The following is an 18,057-nucleotide window of genomic DNA, read 5'->3' as shown; positions in this document are numbered from 1 at the left end:
AAAAAAGAATGATAAAACACTTTAGAGATACTTATTGAGAGAAACAAATCTCCTGAACTTGTCCACTTGTTTGTGGCGGATCTTGATAAACTCCTGGAGAAGAAAATGGATGTGACTCTTGATCTGGAATTAGACCTTGTGAATGTTAAAATATCTCAAAGTGTCCACCACCTGCCTTGGAAGGTCTGAAAATTGAGCTTTAAAATGGTATGACCTTCTAATTTTTAACTCCCTTCTATTTGTTACAAAGCGAAAATAAAATCCTGCAAGTGTAATATTAAACTTTACTCCATCTTTAGAGAGCTTTACCAAATTAACTTAAAAGGTGAAGCTCGTTAATAAATCTGAAACTAAAGACATTTTACCACGGAGTAACAATTAATGAAGTAATCCCAGTCGATATTATGTTTTAATTTTAACGAGAATTGTGAGAGTATCTGATATTAAGGAGCTGTTCAAATAGGAGTATTATCTTAAAAAGTAAAAATAAATAGCAGGCTCCTTACTTTATTTTCTGAAATCATCAAAACTAAAATAAGAAGCGCTCAGTTTGAGGGAGAAAAGAAGCTAATTTAACAATTATCTTCATACCTTGAACCTTTTATGAAAATTTTATTTTCTTCTTGCAAAATTTTTAGTAAGATATAATATATTTTTATGGTTTTATATAATACACTCTCAACATTATTCTTCATATTATATTTTGTTTTTATCTTTTTCCCTATATCTATTTCAATATGGATCCCCGTTATTCTATTCTTTGTTTTTTATTTTTTTCTTGTGGAGAAAGAAAATATTCCTCCTCATTTCTCTCTTACTGGAATTGCTTTTATTACTCAACTAGCAGGAGGCTCCTCTTCCCCCTTTTTTATTTCCTACTTCCCTGTATTTTTACTACTTTATAAAAGAGGTTTAAAACCAAAAATTTGGTGGTTTATTTTACCTTTATTTTCTCTATTTAATAAATTACAAATCTTACCATATCTAATTCTTTATGGTGCATTAATCCCAATCCATTTTTTCATCCCTAAAATTAAGAAAAAGGGACCCGAACAAAAGAAAACCAAAAGTCTTGAAGAGGAACGAGAAGCAAAAAACCTTTCTAAAAAAATAGAATTTTCTTCCGGAATTCAAGATAAAATTTATGAGTCTTTATATGCAAGTGTGGATATAATAGATAGAGTTTTTGAACCATTTAGTATTATCCTTTTGACAAAAGAATCAAATCCCTACGAATTTCAGGTTAAGGTTGCCAAGAGTAAAGGGGAGATAAAGAAAAAAGTTTATATAGATAGAGGCCCTTTATCTTGGTTTCTAAGAAATTCAGGTATTCTTGTTAACAATGAATACAATGATTCCTCTACTAATTTAGGTTATTACAAGAAAGATGAAGGAATAAAGTGTTTTGCTGCCACCTCAATAGAATATGAGAATGAAGTGAAAGGAATTTTAGTAGTAGATAGAAAAGAAAGAATTCCTTTTGAAGATAAAGACAAAGAACTTTTAATTAGTGTAGCGAAAGGATTGGCCACAACAACCTCGCTTTATAAATATATGAAAGTTTCAATGTTAGAGGCTTTTAGGCTTAGGTATCTTTTAGACTTGACAGGGAAAGTCGCTGGAGAAATAAAATTAGAAGAAGTTAGAAAGAGTATATTTGACACAATAAAAAATAGTTTCAAAGATGTGTGGGCGATTTTTCTTATTAAAGAAGGTGGGGAGTATCTTGTTACAGAAGAAGATGGAAGGAGATACTTTATTAAATTAAGTAAAAGTATTGTTGCTGCAGCTCTTGAGAAAAATATTTCTCTTTGTAAAGAAGACCTCTCCAAGGAAATAAGAAGACCAATTTTATTTCCTGAAGAGAGAAATTTTGAAGCAAGATCTTTAATGTTTTCTCCTTTTAGAGGAGACGTTAAAGGAGGAATTTTACTAATTTCTAAAAATAAAAATTGGTTTGATAGAAGCAATGATTTAATGATTTTAAATCTAATAACTGATATAGCCGCTTCTTCTGTAGAAAAAGCTATTCTATATAGTCTTGAAAAAGAAAAAGCTGTAAGGGATGGTTTGACAGGTGCGTATAATCACCGCTTTTTCCAGGAAATTTTGGATAATAAGATTGCTGAATCCCACCGAACAAGAGACCCTCTTTCTTTGCTTATGGTTGATTTAGATAACTTTAAGTTAATAAATGATCAGTATGGACATCAAAATGGAGATTTAATTTTAAGAGAAGTTGGAGAGATAATGAAGAATAGACTTAGAGCCTCTGATGTCCTCGCAAGATACGGTGGAGAAGAATTTGCTATTATATTACCCAAAACTACTTCTTTGGAGGCTTATAAACTTGCAGAAAATTTGAGGACTTCTATAGAAAACAAGGAAATTTTCTCCCCGGATGGAAGCAAATTTAGGGTTACAGTTTCAATAGGAGTTGCCGAGTTTTTAAAACATGCTGAAAATAAAGAAGACCTCATTGCAGCAGCTGATAGAGCTTTATACATTGCAAAAAGGGAAGGGAAAAACCAAAGCATTATAGCAGAAGATTGATTTTTAAATGATTAAAAAGGAGTAAAAATGTGCCTCGCAATCCCTATGAAACTTATTAGTATTAAAAAGGATAAAGGAATAGTTGAATTAGGAGGTATCAGAAAGGAAATTAGTTTAGCTCTCTTAAATAATGTAAGAATAGGGGATTATGTAATTGTCCATGCAGGTTTTGCAATAGAAAAGCTTGATAAGAAAGAAGCAAAAAAAACACTGAAAATTTGGGAAGAAATATCTAATATTAAATAATGAATTATATTACTGAGTTCAGAGATAAAGAGATATCCAAGAGAATAATTGAAAAAATAAAAGAAGACCTTAAAGATTATAAAGAAAAAATTTATTTAATGGAAGTTTGCGGGACACATACGCATGCTTTCTTTTCCTCCGGAATTATGAGTCTTCTTCCAGAAAATATTGTGCATCTCTCAGGTCCAGGTTGCCCTGTTTGTGTTACTACAAACGACTATATAGATAAAGCAATTGCTTACAGTAGACTTCCATATGTAATAATAACAACTTTTGGAGATATGATGAGAGTCCCCGGTTCTTATTCTTCCTTAGAAAAAGAAAGGGCAAAAGGAAACAACATAAAGGTTGTTTACTCTCCAATTGAAAGCCTGAATATTGCGAAAAAAAATCCCGATAAAAAAGTAATATTTCTAGGAGTCGGTTTTGAAACCACGGCTCCTTTAGTTGCCTATACTATTCTTACAGCACTTAATGAGAAAATTAAAAACTTCTTCGTTCTCTCTGGACACAAACTAATTCCTCCTGCAATGAAGGCTCTCTTAGAAAAAAAAGAAACCAAAATCGATGGTTTTATTTGTCCTGGACATGTCAGCACTATAATAGGGGAAGAACCTTACTTACCCATTGTGAAAAAATTCAAAATTCCTTCAGTTATAGCAGGATTTGAACCAGTTGATATTTTAGAAGCAATAGAAATATTAACAAGGAATATAATAAGAAAAAGAGCTTCTTTAGAAAATCAGTATAAAAGGGTTGTTAGAAAAGAAGGCAATAAAAAAGCTCTTTCTTTAATGAAAGAAGTTTTCAAGACCGAATCTACAAGTTGGAGAGGTCTTGGAGTAATTCCTAACTCAGGTTTATATATAAAAGATGAATATTCAGAAATAGATGCTGAGAAAAATTTAAGTGTAGAAGTAGAAAAAACAAAAGAAAATCCAGCCTGCAGATGTGGAGAGGTTCTCCGTGGAGTAAGAAAACCTAATGAGTGTGAACTATTTAAGAGAGTATGCACTCCAGAAAATCCCATAGGACCTTGTATGGTATCCGGTGAAGGCACCTGCGCAGCCTATTATAAATTTAAAGATGGAAAATAAAGAAAGAGATAAAATTCTTCTTTCTCATGGGAGTGGGGGGAAGGAAATGGCTTCCCTTATTAAAAATTTATTCCTTAAAAGATTTGGTAATCCAATCCTCAATGAGCTTACCGATTCTGCGATCTTAGAAGTTAGAAAAAAGAAAATTTGCTTTACAACTGACTCTTATGTTGTCAAACCCCTTTTCTTCCCAGGAGGAAATATAGGAGTCTTGGCAATAAATGGAACGGTAAACGATCTTGCTGCGATGGGGGCAAGACCCTTATATATATCTTGTTCTTTTATAATTGAAGAAGGGTTTGATATAGAGACTTTAGATAAGATTTTGATTTCTATGTCAAAAGCGAGTAAAAAAGCAGGAGTAAAAATAGTCACAGGGGATACAAAAGTTGTAGAAAAAGGGAATGCGGATAAGTTGTTTATAAACACCTCTGGGATTGGAATTTCGGAAAGAGAAATAAATTTATCAAAAAAAAATATAGAACCCGGAGATAAAATTCTTATAAATGGAGGAATCGGCCTTCATGGTATTGCAGTTTTAAGCGAAAGAGAGGGTTTTAAAACTAATATTAGAAGTGACTGTGCCCCCCTTTGGGATTTAGTAAAAAGAATTATTTCAAAAGGAGGGGTGAAGTTTCTTAGAGATCCTACAAGAGGTGGAGTGGCGGCTGTCTTATGTGAGATTGTAGAGAATTCCAATTTTGGGATTAAAATCTTAGAAGAAAAACTTCCTATACCTAAGGGTGTAAAGTCTTTTTCAGAAATATTAGGGTTAGAACCTCTTTATCTTGCAAATGAAGGTAAAATTATCGCTATAGTGAGAGAAGATGAAGCCTCAAGTATTCTTAATATTATGAAGAAACATCCCTTAGGTAAAGATGCTGCGATAATAGGAGAAATTACCAAAGAAAACAAAGGTAGAGTGGTTCTTGAAACTCTTATAGGGGGTCTTAGATTTATTGACCGATTAGTAGGGGAGCAACTACCCAGGATATGTTAAGCTATGCTCAACAGAAAAGACGCAATAATTTTAAAAAACTATGATTTTGGAAACTCAAGTAAGATAATTCATATTTTAACACAAGATTCTGAAAGATTATCTTTAATAGCAAAAGGCGCAAAAAGAACAAAATCTCAATTTGCGGGGAATATAGAACCTTTGAATCTAACACAAATTGTTTATTATCTAAAACCCGGGAAAGATTTAGGAATCCTAAAAGAGGCAAACATAAAAGAGTCATATGAAAATTTAAGGAAAGATTTATATAGTTTAAATATAGCCTGGGGGTTAATATGGATAGGGAGAACGATCCCTTCTCCAATGAGTGGTCTTTTCGGATTAGAAAAGAGAGCCCTTACTTTTCTTAATAAAGGTTTTAAAGAAGAAGTTATAGGGTATTTCCTACTATCTCTTTTTAAACTTCAAGGGGTATCCCCTCAGATGGATAAATGTGCAAAATGTGGAATAAGTGAGATAGAATTTTTTGATATAGAAGAGGGTAAAGGTGTCTGTAAAAAATGCAAAAAACAAAGTTCCATTCCTTTTCTCCATTTAAAAGAAAAAATCCAACTTCTTGAGAAGGGTAGATTTAAAGAACTCCAAGAGTGGAAGGAAACAAACAAGAAAGAACTTTTAAAATTTCTTTTAAAATACGGAGTTTATCATTTAGGAGAATGGCTAAATCGTTTAAGCGAAATATTGCCATTTTCGATCACTCCATAGGAATGCCAAGATCCCCAATCCCCACATATTACAAGGTTCTTCTTCCCTCTTTTGTAAAAGTAAGGAATGTGGAAATGTCCCATTATCACCGTATCTATTCCTTTTAAAAATTTTCTCTCAGCAAAATTTTCAAGACTTCTTTTGGGTAACTCAAATTTTTTAGATTTTTCTCTTGAAAGTTTCGACACCACCCTTGCAATTAGTAATCCAAATTCAGGATGAAGCAAAGAAAAAAGAAATTTTGAAAACTTATTACATAATATATTTTTTAACATAAAATTGGTATCAACTTCATCTCCATGTAAAACCAATATTCTTTTCCCCTCCATTTTAAGTGTAGTAGGTTCAGCATGTGTTTTAATGCCAAGTCTTTTAAAAAATTCTCCAACCCAAAAGTCATGATTTCCAGTCCAGTAATGAACGTGAATACCCTGCTCAACAATTCTTCTTAGAGCATAAAAAACATCAAAAAAATTCTTAGGAATAAAGGATTTATACTCAAAATAAAAATCAAAAATATCCCCAAGTAGAAACAATCCATCCCCCTTTTTTTCAACCATTTGTAAAAAAGAGAGAAAAGATAAAACCTCTTTTCCTGAGTTTTCTTGAAAATGGGTATCCGAGATTATAAAGATTGTCTTATTTTTAGATAAATTTAGGAACTTCAGGCTACTTCCCTTTTCATCTCTTCTATAATTTCAATTGCTTCTTCAAAAAACTTCTTCTCAAGAAGTTCATTCACAAGACGACGATATTTTTCCTCCTTAGAAATATTTTCTTCTGGTTCAGGAATAAGATCTGCTTCCTGAGGCTCTTCAAAGAAATCTTTTTCTTCTTTATCAAGAGCTTCAAGAATGCTCTCTTCCCTTTTTTCTTCCTTTTTTTTTGCCTCTTCTCTTTTAAAAATCTCTTCAAAAGGAGATTTCTTTTCGTCCATTAAACCTCCTTATTTTTATATAATTTAAGTTTTTCTTCAACTTCTTTTAGGGTGGGGTCTAATTCAATGGCTTTCTCCCAATTTTGAATAGCCTTATCCAACATCTCCTTTTTCTCATAAGCATAACCTAAATTTGCATAAACAAAAGCTTCGTCTCCGCTCTTTTGAGCAGCCTCATTAAATATCTCAATAGCCTCATCTATTTCGCCTTTCTCAAACATTATAAGTCCCAAACCAACTTGTGCTTCAACTACATTAGGATTATCCTTTAAAACTTTCTCAAATATTTTACAAGCATCCTCCTTCTTTCCTTCTTTAGAAAGAATTATTCCCAGATTTGTGAGTATTTCAGGAGAAGAGTCATCTAGTAAAACAGCTTCTTTTAATTGATTAATTGCTATCTTTGTCCTACCTCCATAAAAGTTTTTAACAGCTAAATCATTTAGCCTTCTTGCCTCTTCTTTCCTTCTCCGGGTATCAAACTCTTCCCTCTCTTTTTTAATCTCCTCAACATATCTTTCAATTAAGCTTGCTATCTCTTTTAAGTTTGCTGAAGACTCTTTAAATTGCAAATACATTTCCTTAAAGGCTTCTTGTAATGTATCTCTAAGAGCCTTTATCTCCTCTTTAAAAGCACCCTCAAGCTTTTCAAAAAGCTCTCCAATATGGGAAATGGTATTACTTATGATATCCACAGAATTTTCAAATTTATCCAACATACCCTTTTTAAAATCTTCTATCTTTCCCTCTATTCTTTCAGAATTCTTCTTAGCGATCTCAAGATTCTTCTCTACCCCAGAAATAAAAAGCTCTTTAATAGAAGATAATTCTTCTTTTAATTGAGGAATGCTTTCATCTAAAACCTTCTTCATATTCTCCGGAATACTTCTTAAAGAGGAAGTTATTTCTTCCAATTTCACATCAAGTAAAGCTCGGAGTTCATAATGATCACTATGCTGAGATTGGCTTAGCTTCCTAAGTAAATTGCTTATTTCAAACTTACTATTTTCTTCTTCTAAATCTTCTTCCATCTCTTCTTCCATCTCTTCCAAATCGTCTTGCTTCTTCTTTTCCTTTTTCTTATCTTTTTCTTCCATTTTTACCCCCTTATAAGAGGTTTTATTTTTCTATAAGGTTCTATAGATTCTCTTATCATTTGAGAAATATAAGCCTTTTTCTTTATTGGATTTCCAGGAAATTTTTTCATAAGCTTCAAGGCAAGCTCTACTCTCCCACTATAAAATGCAAGGAGAGCTCTTCTCTCCAAGTAGTCGTCCTTATTTTCTAACTTAGAAAGTCTAATATATCCATCCCAATAATTCTTAAGCTCTTCCTCAATCAAACTCAAAATAATTTCTTTCTTTTCACCTTCCAATTTTTCTATTTCTTCCATAGCTTTCCCATATTCTTTTATTTTTATATACAGATAAGCTTTCTCTTCGGAAGACTCTGCAATCTTAATTTTGTCAAAAATTATTTCTTTTCTTATCTCTTGAATCTCGCTTAAACTAAGAGGCATTTCCTGCCCAAGGAACCACAATAGAACTTTTTCTTTCTTCCCAGGATTTTTTATCTTCTCACCATAAAATTTAGCCTTCTCAATATTCCCCAAAAGATAGTTAAGATAAGTCACTTCTGAAACAACATCCTCTCTCTCTGGATTTTTTTCAAGAATTTTTTCGTAAAAAGGTAATTGTTCTTTTGTTTCTAACTTTTTTATAAACTCAATTGCTTTATCTACATTTGAAAGAGCAATGTTTATTTTAATAAGTATAGGGAACATTTCTACATCTTGGGGAGAAACAAAAGGCTCTAATTGTTCGGCAACCTCAGGATATTCATCCAACAATTTCTCCATCTCCTCTTTAGCTTCTTTCTTATTCCCTATTTGAGAATGAATTTTAACAAGGATAATCCGAATTGGCAAAGGAATCTTCCCAGGGAATAGAGGGGTTAGCTCCTCTAACAAAAAACTTCCTCTTTCTTTAGAGCCATCAAAGAAACTTTCTAATATACTGACAATGGGTGCATTCCTTTCTTCGTTTGCATAGATTTTTATCAAATCTCTTACTATTTCATAAGAAAGTTCTACCTTAGGAAACAATTCGTTAATCTCTTTTATTATCTCAGCTCTTTTCTCCTCATTTTCCCAATAAGCCTTGATAAAATATGTAAGAGCCTCTTTTAGATGCCCCAATCCCTTTTCAATAGAGGCTTTAAAAAGAACTATTTTCCGCTCCACAGTGGGTTCTTTAATTTCTCTAAGAGATTCTACAGCATAACCTTTTAAGCTTGGATCAAAACGAACCCCTTTTTCTATTTCCTCCAAACCTTTTAAATCTCCTTTTAAAAGTTTAACCTTTCCATAGAAAATTCTGATTTTAGCATTAATTGGAGCAATATCAATTAACTTTTCGCATTCCTCCTCCATTACTCCTAAAACCGTTGGTTTCTTAGAAAGAGCCTCCTCTAAAGAAGAAATAGCCTTTTCAAAATTGTTAGATTCCCTATATAACCTGTAAAGAGTCATAAGAGAATCGTAATCAGAAAATCCTTCTTTCCTCACTTCTTCAAGCACCTCTATTGCTTCTTCTTTAAGGGAACCATCTATTCCAACTGCCCTTCTTACAAGACTAGTAGCCTCCGGTAAATTACCAAGCTTTCCATAAGCTTTTGCCAAAGAAAGCATTATCTCAGGTTGTTCTTCTAAGTTAAGAGAGCTTAAAACCTGAGAGCCCCATTTAATTGCTTCTTCAAAATAATTGTTTTGAATCAAAATTTTCGTAAGAGTTTGTGAAATACTCTTATTATTCCTTTTATTTGCCTCGTTTATTAAAAAAGAGGTTACCTCTTCAAGAAACTCTGGAAATTCTTTTGCACAGACTTCCATCTCTCTACAACCCTTCTCAAACTCCCCTTTGTGGAAGTATAAAGAAGATATAAGTTTTCTAATCTTAGGATTTTTTCGGAAATCCCCAAGATAAGTCAGCACGAAGTTAAATCTTTCAGGAACTTCATCAATAGCCTCTTTGTAATACTTTTCGGCTTTATCAAAATCTTCTACTATTCTATATAGCTCTGCTAAGGCAAAGGGATAAGCAAATGGAGGGAAATTTTTTCTATCTAAATTTTTGTAGAAAATAAGAAACTGAGGAGTAAACTCAGGTTTTGCTTTAACCCTTTTATCAAACTCTGTAAGCATTACAGGTATATAATTAGGGTTTCCTCCTATTATTAAGTTAACCCTTTGAGCAATTTCTTCGGGATTCTCTGGAATTTGAAGCATTAAAGAAATTATCTCTCCCTCTGTGCTTACTGGATTTTCTTTTCTAAATCTCTCGAGCTCCTCTTTTATCAACTCTGTTTTCTCTGGATCTAAAGACAATTCCTTATAAATTTTAAGAGCACCTTCTGTATCTCCTTCTCTTGAAAGTAATCTTGCTTTTAAGAGAAGCCCCTCTACATTCATTTCTTTATCTTCGATGAGTTGATTTAAATTTTCTAAAATTACACTTGAAGAAGAAGGGGCAAACTCAAAAGCTTTTTTCATAATATTTATGAGGTCTTCCTTCCATCCCAATAACTTATATATGTTAGCGACCAAGAAAAAGTTATCTAATTCTTCTGGAAGTTTCTCTTCTAATTCTTTCACTCTTTTCCCAATCTCTTCAAGAGGAGAAATTGAGAGAGCTGATAGAAATTCTCTTAGAGCTTCAGAATATCTTTGCTTTTCTAAATATGCCTCTGCTAACTGCTTATGGACAACCGGATTTTGTGGGTCCTTTTTCACCAACTTCTGATATTTTTTAATAGCATCATCAGTTCCAATCTCTTTAAGGATAGAAAGAGCTTCTTCCTCTTTTCCTGTTTCAATTAACAACTCACTTAAGAAATCAATAATTTCTTTAGAATCCTTCTCATAAGGGGAAAGAATGTTTATGATTTCTTCTTGAAACTCTGGATTTATATTTAATACTTCTCTCAATTTAGAAACAGCTTCGGGATATTGTTTATTTTTTAACAAAAATTCTCCCAAACCCAATTTAATAATAGGATCTCCATAGTTTTCTCTTTCGGCTCTTTTTAATTCAAGAATAATATTTTCTATTTCTTCTGGCTTTTTTTCGTATATTATTTTAAATATTCTTAGAGATTCCTCTGTTTTTCTCCCTTCATTCATTAAAGCATAAAGATAAAGGTGGGTAAAATCTCTCTGGTTAAAATCCTTTTTGTTTTCAAGAATGTTTTTAACAACCTTCTCTTCTCTGTTGATAAAGGAATTTTTGCTCTCTTCTCCCATATCTCGGAAGAGATCATATACTCCTTCAAAATCCATCCTCTCTATAAATTTTTCCATTAAATATTCGGCAAGTCTATCTGGCTTTCCTCTCCCATAAAATAGATCCTCTACTTCTGCCAACACTTTTCTCTTTGCTTCAGGAGAAAGAGAAGAGCCTTTCTCTGCCCAGATTATTACTTCATTTAATTTGTCTATCGCGTGATAAGTGTGCATAATCTCAAGAATAAGAGGGAGATCTGAAGGTTCGTTTTTTAAGGCGTTTTGCAAGATTTTTATTGCTTTAAGATATTCTCCTTTAGCAGCTGCTCTTCTCGCTTTATCAATTATATTAGATTGGTCACTAAAGTTAAACATAAATCTTAAAAAAATATAACAATTTTAAAAGGTAAGTCAAGAGTTAACACTTTTCTCCTCTCAATGAGATTCTATAGAAGAAATCTCTAAAGAAATTATTTTCTTTGGATTTTCTCTTGATTTTTAATTATGGTAAATTAAAATTAAAAATATGTTAAGAAAGTTATGGAAATATCTTTCCAGATATAAATCCTTATTAGTTCTTCTTCTTTTCATTATGGCGGTGGTGGCAATTTTTAGTGGGTTCACAATTGGGATGATAACTCCAATAGTCTCTACAATTTTTGGAAAAGACAGTGTAAGTGAAGGGCCAGGGATTGTTCGCTGGCTCATTGAGTGGATTGAAAGTGAAGATAGAATAAATTCTTTAATAAAACTCGCAGTTTCTCTTATTTTTATTTATGGTATAAAGGCTCCTTTTGACCTTTTGCTTTTTTATCTATCTGACACCCTTGAACAAAAAACAATCTCAGACATAAGGGTTGAGCTTTTTTCAAAATTAACAGAGCTCTCTTGTGGATTTCACTCAAAAGTAGATTCTGGAACACTTCTTTCAAAAATCACAAACGATACAGAGAAAATCCAGTTTGCTTTAAAAAGAGGAGTTATAGATCTTAGTAGGAACCTATGCCTTTTATTTGTATATATGGGTTTGGCTTTATGGGCTTCATGGAAATTATTTATTATTTCCATCCTTCTTATCCCCTTTATTGTTTTTATCGTTCAACTTATAGGGAAAAAAGTTCACGGTCGTTTTACTCATCTTAGAAAACAAAGAGCCTTCTTAAATTCGCTTTCTTCCGAAATGCTATATGGAATAAAATTGATAAAATTATTTGGAATGGAGCAATATGAAATAGAAAAATTTAAAAAAGAGTCAGATATATATAGAAAAAAATATGTAAAAGGAAATCTACTGAAAGGATTCCTTCCTGTCTCCACAGAGTTTTTAGGGGCTTTTCTTGCAGGTATTATACTTATTGCAGGAGGATTTTTCATTCTTAAAGGATTTATTACCCCTGATAAATTTTTGATATTTCTTGGTTCTATAGTTCTTCTTCAACAACCTGCTCGTCAGATAAATTTAGCTTATGGAGATCTCCAACATGGTCTAAGTGCCATGGAAAGTGTTCTTGAAGTCATTGAGGCAAAAGAAAAAACAGAAGATAAAGGAAAATTCATTCTTAAATCTTTTACTTCTTCCATCAAATTTAATAATGTCTCTTTCTCTTATGGTGATAATAAATTTGCATTAAGAAACATAAATCTGGAAGTGAGAAAAGGCGAAACAATAGCAATTGTTGGTCCTTCAGGGGCAGGGAAAAGCACCTTGGTTCAATTAATTCCAAGATTCTTTGATCCTAAAGAGGGAAAAATAGAAATAGATGGTAAAGATATAAGAGAATACACTCTATCAAGCCTTAGAAGTAAAATTGGAATGGTGACTCAGGAACCAATTTTATTTAACGACTCTATAAGAAATAACATAAAATACGGTAAGATAGATGCAAAAGAAGAAGAAATATATGAAGTTCTTAAAAAAAGTCACTTAGAGCATTTCGTAAAAAGTCTTCCAGAAGGCCTAGATACCTTCGTTGGAGAGAAAGGTGGAAGAATTTCCGGAGGAGAAAAACAACGAATTGCAATTGCCAGAGCTCTCCTTAAAAATGCACCAATTTTGATTCTTGATGAAGCCACCTCTTCCTTAGATGCTGAATCTGAAAGGTTAATCCAAGAAGCAATGAAGGAATTACTTTATGGTAAAACAGCTTTAATAATCGCCCATAGGCTTTCAACGATAATGAATGCAGATAGGATCATTGTAATGGATAAGGGAAAGATTGTAGAAGAAGGAACGCATAAAAATCTCTTAGTTAAAAATGGCTTATACAAGAAATTATATGACCTTCAATTTAACAATTCAAAATTCTCTCGTATATCTTAATTAACTTCTCGCTAATTTTATCCCAAGAATAATTCTTTATTAGATGCTCTTTAAAATTTTCTCCCATTACTTTTAGCTCTTTTGGACCGGCTTGGATTAATTTTTCGATTTTATCTGCTAGGTCTTCATACTTACTCCCATTAAAAACAAATCCATCTTTTCCATCTCTTACAACTTCCTCCAAACCTCCAGAATTAGATACAATAACAGGCTTTCCAAAATATCCGGCTTCAAACAAAGTAATGCTTTGAGAAATTTTCGTATGAGGAAGAATTACAGCGTCGACATTTCTATAAACAAGCCCCAACTTAGAATAATGAAGAGAAACATTCAAAGAATAAAGATTTTCCATCTTCTCTTTAATCCAGTCTTTAACCACTACACTATAAGAAAGTTTCTTTCTATTTAAGATATTTAAAGAACCAATAAGATTCTCAAAACCCTTATATTTTTTAATTGGTCCCATAAATAGAAAAATCGGCCTTTTTAAAAGACCTATTTTTTTAAAATAAAACTCTTCCGATTCTGAGGCTGTAGTGGAATCAAAGGTCTCATAAAATCTCTCTACATTTCCGTGTGGAATAACAGTGATAGGGAGAGACAAATCAAAAATTTTATAAAAATTTTTCTCTGTTTTCTTGTCATGAACTATAATTTCATCCATTTGGGAATATAAGGCTTTAAAAAGATAAAGATCCCGAGGATAATCCCTATGAGGAAGAAGGTTATGAACAGTATGAATCATCTTCACTCTCTTTAGATGAGGAATTATATAATGTTCAATTCCTGGACTTGTAAACCATAAAAAATGTAAAATTGTATCTTCTTTTAGGAGCCCTTTTAGCCGAAGATAACCTTGAAACATTTCTAAAGTCTGAGTGAAGTTAGCTATAAATAACTGAAGATGTTTATTTTCAAATATACCTCTACTTATAGGCAGAAATAAATTGTTTTCTTTTATTAGCAACTTATCTTTCCAAAAATTAGGTATAAATCCAAAAAATTTAAAAGGGAATTTTTTCTCTCTTAGAGAAGAAAGCAAACAGAAATTGTAAGGTTTTGTGGTATTTCTTGGATCTATAAGAAAAATTTCCATTTTAAGAAAGATATTTCTCTAAAGTTTCTTCTTTAGGTTGGTTAAGTATCTCTCTCAGTTCTATTTTAATTTTTGAAAAAGGATAGGGAAGCATAAATTTGTCCCAAGAAGAGAAACGGAAACATCTTCCAGAAGAAACTCTTACAGCTATAATTGGAAGACTTGTTTCTCTTGCCAAGAGGAAAACACCCTTTTTTACCTTTCTTCTTGGACCTTTAGGTCCATCAGGAGTTATTGCAATTTCATTTCCCTCTCTTCCATATTTAATAAGACCAATAAGAGCTTTACTACCTCCTTTTTCCGTATCCCCACGAAAAACCTTAAATCCTAAAAGTCTCAAAATTCTACTCATAAATTCTCCATCTAAGCTTGGACTAACAATCACACCAACTTTTCTTTTTCGATGAGTAAAAAGAGGAGGTAGCATATTCTCATGCCAGAAAACATACAAAACCTTAAAATTATATTTCTTTAAAATAGAAAGGCCTTTAAATTCTATCCTCCAACTAAGCCCAAAAAGATAAATTAAAAGAGTTGTTAAAAACGGTCCACTAAACCATAGAAATGATCTTAGAAGCGATCCTATCATAAACACCTCTATTTCCTAACATTTTGGGAATTTTTTTTAATTCCTCTTTAATCTTCTCCTTATTTTCGTAAACAATTTCCATTTCCTTAGAAATTCTTAAAGGATTTACTTCTTTTTGTATCAACTCTGGAACGACCTTTCGAGATAAAAGAATATTAACAAGACTAAAATTTTTTACCTTAACTAAAAACTTTGAAATAATCCAAGAGAGATAAGAAAGTCTATACATTACAACCATTGGAATTTGAAAAAGAGCAGCCTCTACCGCTGCTGTTCCAGAGGCAATAAGAGCAAGATCAACATCCTTAAAGATCTCATACGTCTTTCCATAAAGGACTTCCACATCCTCCAAAGTTCCTCTCGTGAGTTCCAAAACTAAAGGAAGATGCTCTTTTGTATAAAGAGAAACAATTCCTTTGCTTTGGGGGTATTTCTTTCTAAAAATTCTAAAAGCCCTTAACATTGGAATTAGTAGCCTTTTAATTTCCGTTTCTCGAGAACCTGGAAGAATAGCAATCAAAATTTCAGAATGATATTCTTTTTCTCTTTTTGAAGATTTATCTATTTTAACAATATCCATTAGAGGATTACCTAAAAAAGAAGATTTTAAACCTTCTTTTTCAAAGAATTCTTTCTCGAAAGGATAGAGAACAAATAAATGTTTAAAATATTTTGACAGACTTTTAACTCTCCACCTTCCCCAAGCCCAGACTTGAGGAGGAATAAAATAGAAAACAGGAATCTTCTTACTTTTAAGATATCTTGCTATTTGAATATTAAACCCAGGAAAATCCACCGTAATTGCAAAATCTATTTTGTTTCTCTTCAAAAAAAGATAAATCGCCCTTCTTGCTTCTCTTAAATTTAAAATCTTTGAAAAAACTTCTGTAAATCCAACAATACTTATCTTTGAAGAGGGATAAATTATTTTGGCTCCAGTTTTTTCCATCCTTTCTCCCCCAACCCCATAAAACTCTATCTTAGGATTGATCTTCCTTAAAGAGGTGATTAAATTTGAAGCGTGTAAATCTCCTGAGACCTCTCCTGCTATTAACAAAACTTTCATTTCTTTTCTAATTTTGATAAATTTTTATTTTTCTTAAACTCTCTTGGATTTTCTCTGAGATTTTATGAGCAATAATTAGAGCTTCCTCTGCTTCCTCCGGTAAAATTGAAAGAGGTCTTTCTCCTCTACAGGCTTCTATAAAAGCTTTCATTTGAAGAAATAAAGGATCTTCTTCTTGAACTTTTAATTCTTTCTTTTCTAACTCTACTTTTCCTTCTTTTTTTCTCTTATAAAATATCTCCGCCTTTTTATTTAGTGTATCAATGGAAACATAAGAATCCTTTTGCCAAAAAAGAATTTTGCGAACTTTTGAAGATGAAACCCGAGAAGCCGTGAGATTGGCTATCACTCCGTTTTTAAACTCAATTCTTGCATTAGCAAAATCTATCTCATTTGTAAGAACAGGAATCCCAATCGCAGAAATTTTTCTTATAGGAGATTTCACCTTTTTAATTAATATATCAATATCATGAATCATAAGATCAAGAACCACACTAACATCAATCCCTCTACCGGGAAAAGGAGAAAGACGATAAGCTTCAACAAAAAGAGGCTCCTTAATAAACTCCTCTCCTGCAATTAAAGCAGGATTAAATCGTTCAATATGTCCTACCTGAAGAATCAAATTTAACCTTTTTGCCACCTTAATTATCTCTTCAGCCTCTTTTAAGCTAAAAGAAATAGGTTTTTCTAAAAAGACGTGCTTTCCTTCTTTGAGGGCCATAGTAGCCAATTCCTTATGAGTAAGAGTTGGAGTGGCAATTATCAAACAATCTGTCTCCCTTATAAGTTCACGATAATCCAAAAAAAATTTGCATTTATATTTTTTAGCAATCTCTTTTCCTCTTTTTTCATTAATATCAGAAACTCCGGTAAGGCTCACATTTGGCAATTTTGAAAGAATGCGAGTGTGATGTTCTCCCATATAACCTAAACCAATCACTCCGCATTTTATCATAATATCTCTTTAATAAAAAGCTTAATTCCAGAAGTTATTATATCTTTATGATAATCAAAACGAAAAGCGTTTTCTAATTCCTCTTTTATAGATGGGTTTTCTTTTAGAAAATAAAAAAACTTATCAATTATTTGGGAGGTCATCTTTGATGTAAGCTTCCTAACCATAATCCCACTTTTTATTTCCTCTCCAAATTCTCTCTTCAAGCTCTTTTGGTAATCTTTTAATATTTTAATAGAAAAATTATCCATTTTTGCCGCTTTTAAAAGAACTTCCTTTGCTAGTGAAGCTCCAATAAGACCATAATATATTCCTCCTCCTGTCGTTGTTTTTACTTGTCCTGCAGCTTCTCCTACTGCAATTACCCTATCTGCCACAACTTTCTTCACAAAACCACAGACAACCGGAGAGGTTTTTACCCTTTTAAAATCAAAGGAGAATCTCCCATCACATTTAACTCTCATAGTATTTATAGACTCCCTTTTAGGAGATTCCGAAAGTGTCCCTATTTTCGTATATCCTTTTAAAGGAATAACCCACCCAAAAGAACCCAAATTAGGCTTGTTTAGAACATAAACTTCAATAGGGGCTTTAGAAGATCCTCCTTTTACCTCTACTTCACTACCCCAAAGCAATCTCTCTGGCAATGAAAGACCAGCTTTATAGTGGAGAGAAAAATCTGTTCCTGAAGCCAAAATAATACATCTTCCAGTTTTTTGAAACTCTTTGCCTCTTTTCAGGCATTTTACCGAAACTCCATTTTTCTCCTTAACAATATTAATTACTTTACTCTCCAAGAAGCCTTTTACACCTTTTTCTATTGCACTTTTAAACAAAATGGTATCAAAAACTTTCCTGTCAACAATAAAAGCAAAAGGTTCTTTCCTTGAGTATTCTATAGGTATAAGAGAAGGGGAAAAAATCTTAAGAGAAGGAATACTTCTTAAAATTGCTTCCTTTGGAAGGTCAAATCTTTTGAAAGCTTCTTCCCCAACAATTCCGCTACAAACAATTTCCTCTCCAATCTCTTTCTTCTTTTCAAAAATACCAACAGAAAAACCCTCTTCCGCAAGTAACTTTCCTATATATGAACCTATAGGGCCTGCCCCTATCACAATAAAATCAAAATCCATTTTGAACTTAATATATAAAATCACTTAGTAGACGCAAGCCTTAAGAACCATCCATACTTT

The 18,057-nt window shown here is 32.4% G+C and carries 15 protein-coding genes; 6 read left to right on the top strand and 9 right to left on the bottom strand.

All coding sequences use genetic code 11. The annotated features are described in order from the left end of the window. Positions 1-657: 657 nt before the first annotated feature. Genes ABIN61_06920 through recO form a run of 5 tightly spaced genes read left to right on the top strand, consistent with a single transcriptional unit; the run spans position 658 to position 5,619 of the window. Positions 658-2,553, top strand: coding sequence for a sensor domain-containing diguanylate cyclase (locus tag ABIN61_06920; protein MEO0293933.1), 1,896 nt, complete (start codon positions 658-660; stop codon positions 2,551-2,553). Between the two features lie 27 nt (positions 2,554-2,580). Beyond that, the gene (locus ABIN61_06915; protein MEO0293932.1) at positions 2,581-2,799 is read left to right on the top strand and encodes a HypC/HybG/HupF family hydrogenase formation chaperone; all 219 of its coding nucleotides are present in this window, start codon (positions 2,581-2,583) and stop codon (positions 2,797-2,799) included. Beyond that, complete coding sequence (hypD, locus tag ABIN61_06910) at positions 2,799-3,896, top strand: hydrogenase formation protein HypD (GenBank protein ID MEO0293931.1); 1,098 nt, start codon at positions 2,799-2,801, stop codon at positions 3,894-3,896. Before ABIN61_06915 ends, hypD begins: the two co-directional genes overlap by 1 nt. Then, on the top strand, positions 3,886-4,896 hold the full coding sequence (gene hypE / locus ABIN61_06905; protein MEO0293930.1) for a hydrogenase expression/formation protein HypE: 1,011 nt from the start codon (positions 3,886-3,888) through the stop codon (positions 4,894-4,896). The genes hypD and hypE overlap by 11 nt, the downstream gene beginning before the upstream one ends. Positions 4,897-4,899: 3 nt before the next feature. Continuing rightward, positions 4,900-5,619 (top strand): DNA repair protein RecO, encoded by a 720-nt coding sequence (gene recO / locus ABIN61_06900; protein MEO0293929.1) that lies wholly within the window; start codon positions 4,900-4,902, stop codon positions 5,617-5,619. On the opposite strand, the gene ABIN61_06895 is transcribed toward recO, so the two are convergent. The 4 genes from ABIN61_06895 to ABIN61_06880 are packed head-to-tail and all read right to left on the bottom strand — an operon-like array spanning position 5,559 to position 11,210. Beyond that, positions 5,559-6,245 carry a UDP-2,3-diacylglucosamine diphosphatase gene (locus ABIN61_06895; protein ID MEO0293928.1) on the bottom strand — a complete coding sequence of 229 codons (687 nt, stop codon included), beginning with the start codon at positions 6,243-6,245 and terminating at the stop codon, positions 5,559-5,561. The two genes, recO and ABIN61_06895, sit on opposite strands and share 61 nt — an antisense overlap. A gap of 38 nt (positions 6,246-6,283) precedes the next feature. Then, positions 6,284-6,556, bottom strand: a complete 273-nt coding sequence (locus ABIN61_06890; GenBank protein ID MEO0293927.1) for a hypothetical protein — start codon at positions 6,554-6,556, stop codon at positions 6,284-6,286. Continuing rightward, on the bottom strand, positions 6,556-7,653 hold the full coding sequence (locus ABIN61_06885) for a tetratricopeptide repeat protein (GenBank protein MEO0293926.1): 1,098 nt from the start codon (positions 7,651-7,653) through the stop codon (positions 6,556-6,558). The genes ABIN61_06890 and ABIN61_06885 overlap by 1 nt, the downstream gene beginning before the upstream one ends. A gap of 2 nt (positions 7,654-7,655) precedes the next feature. Beyond that, the gene (locus ABIN61_06880; protein MEO0293925.1) at positions 7,656-11,210 is read right to left on the bottom strand and encodes a tetratricopeptide repeat protein; all 3,555 of its coding nucleotides are present in this window, start codon (positions 11,208-11,210) and stop codon (positions 7,656-7,658) included. 151 nt (positions 11,211-11,361) lie between these two features. Between ABIN61_06880 and ABIN61_06875 the strand changes: the two genes are divergently transcribed. Beyond that, positions 11,362-13,155, top strand: coding sequence for an ABC transporter ATP-binding protein (locus ABIN61_06875; protein ID MEO0293924.1), 1,794 nt, complete (start codon positions 11,362-11,364; stop codon positions 13,153-13,155). On the opposite strand, the gene ABIN61_06870 is transcribed toward ABIN61_06875, so the two are convergent. Genes ABIN61_06870 through ABIN61_06850 form a run of 5 tightly spaced genes read right to left on the bottom strand, consistent with a single transcriptional unit; the run spans position 13,124 to position 17,997 of the window. Next, a complete protein-coding gene (locus ABIN61_06870; protein ID MEO0293923.1) occupies positions 13,124-14,251 on the bottom strand; it encodes a glycosyltransferase family 4 protein in 1,128 nt (375 codons plus the stop codon). The two genes, ABIN61_06875 and ABIN61_06870, sit on opposite strands and share 32 nt — an antisense overlap. 1 nt (position 14,252) lies before the next feature. After that, a complete protein-coding gene (locus tag ABIN61_06865; protein ID MEO0293922.1) occupies positions 14,253-14,840 on the bottom strand; it encodes a lysophospholipid acyltransferase family protein in 588 nt (195 codons plus the stop codon). Then, positions 14,803-15,906: a lipid-A-disaccharide synthase gene (lpxB, locus tag ABIN61_06860; protein MEO0293921.1), complete on the bottom strand. Its 1,104-nt coding sequence runs from the start codon at positions 15,904-15,906 to the stop codon at positions 14,803-14,805. Before lpxB ends, ABIN61_06865 begins: the two co-directional genes overlap by 38 nt. 7 nt (positions 15,907-15,913) lie before the next feature. Continuing rightward, complete coding sequence (locus ABIN61_06855) at positions 15,914-16,864, bottom strand: Gfo/Idh/MocA family oxidoreductase (protein ID MEO0293920.1); 951 nt, start codon at positions 16,862-16,864, stop codon at positions 15,914-15,916. After that, on the bottom strand, positions 16,861-17,997 hold the full coding sequence (locus tag ABIN61_06850) for an NAD(P)/FAD-dependent oxidoreductase (GenBank protein ID MEO0293919.1): 1,137 nt from the start codon (positions 17,995-17,997) through the stop codon (positions 16,861-16,863). Before ABIN61_06850 ends, ABIN61_06855 begins: the two co-directional genes overlap by 4 nt. Positions 17,998-18,057 lie beyond the last annotated feature (60 nt).

The sequence above is a fragment of the candidate division WOR-3 bacterium genome (assembly GCA_039804165.1).
GTDB lineage: Bacteria > Hydrothermota > UBA3072 > UBA3072 > UBA3072 > JAFGHJ01.
Note: the sequence above shows the minus strand (reverse complement) of the source record. Positions and strands in the feature narration are given on the sequence as shown.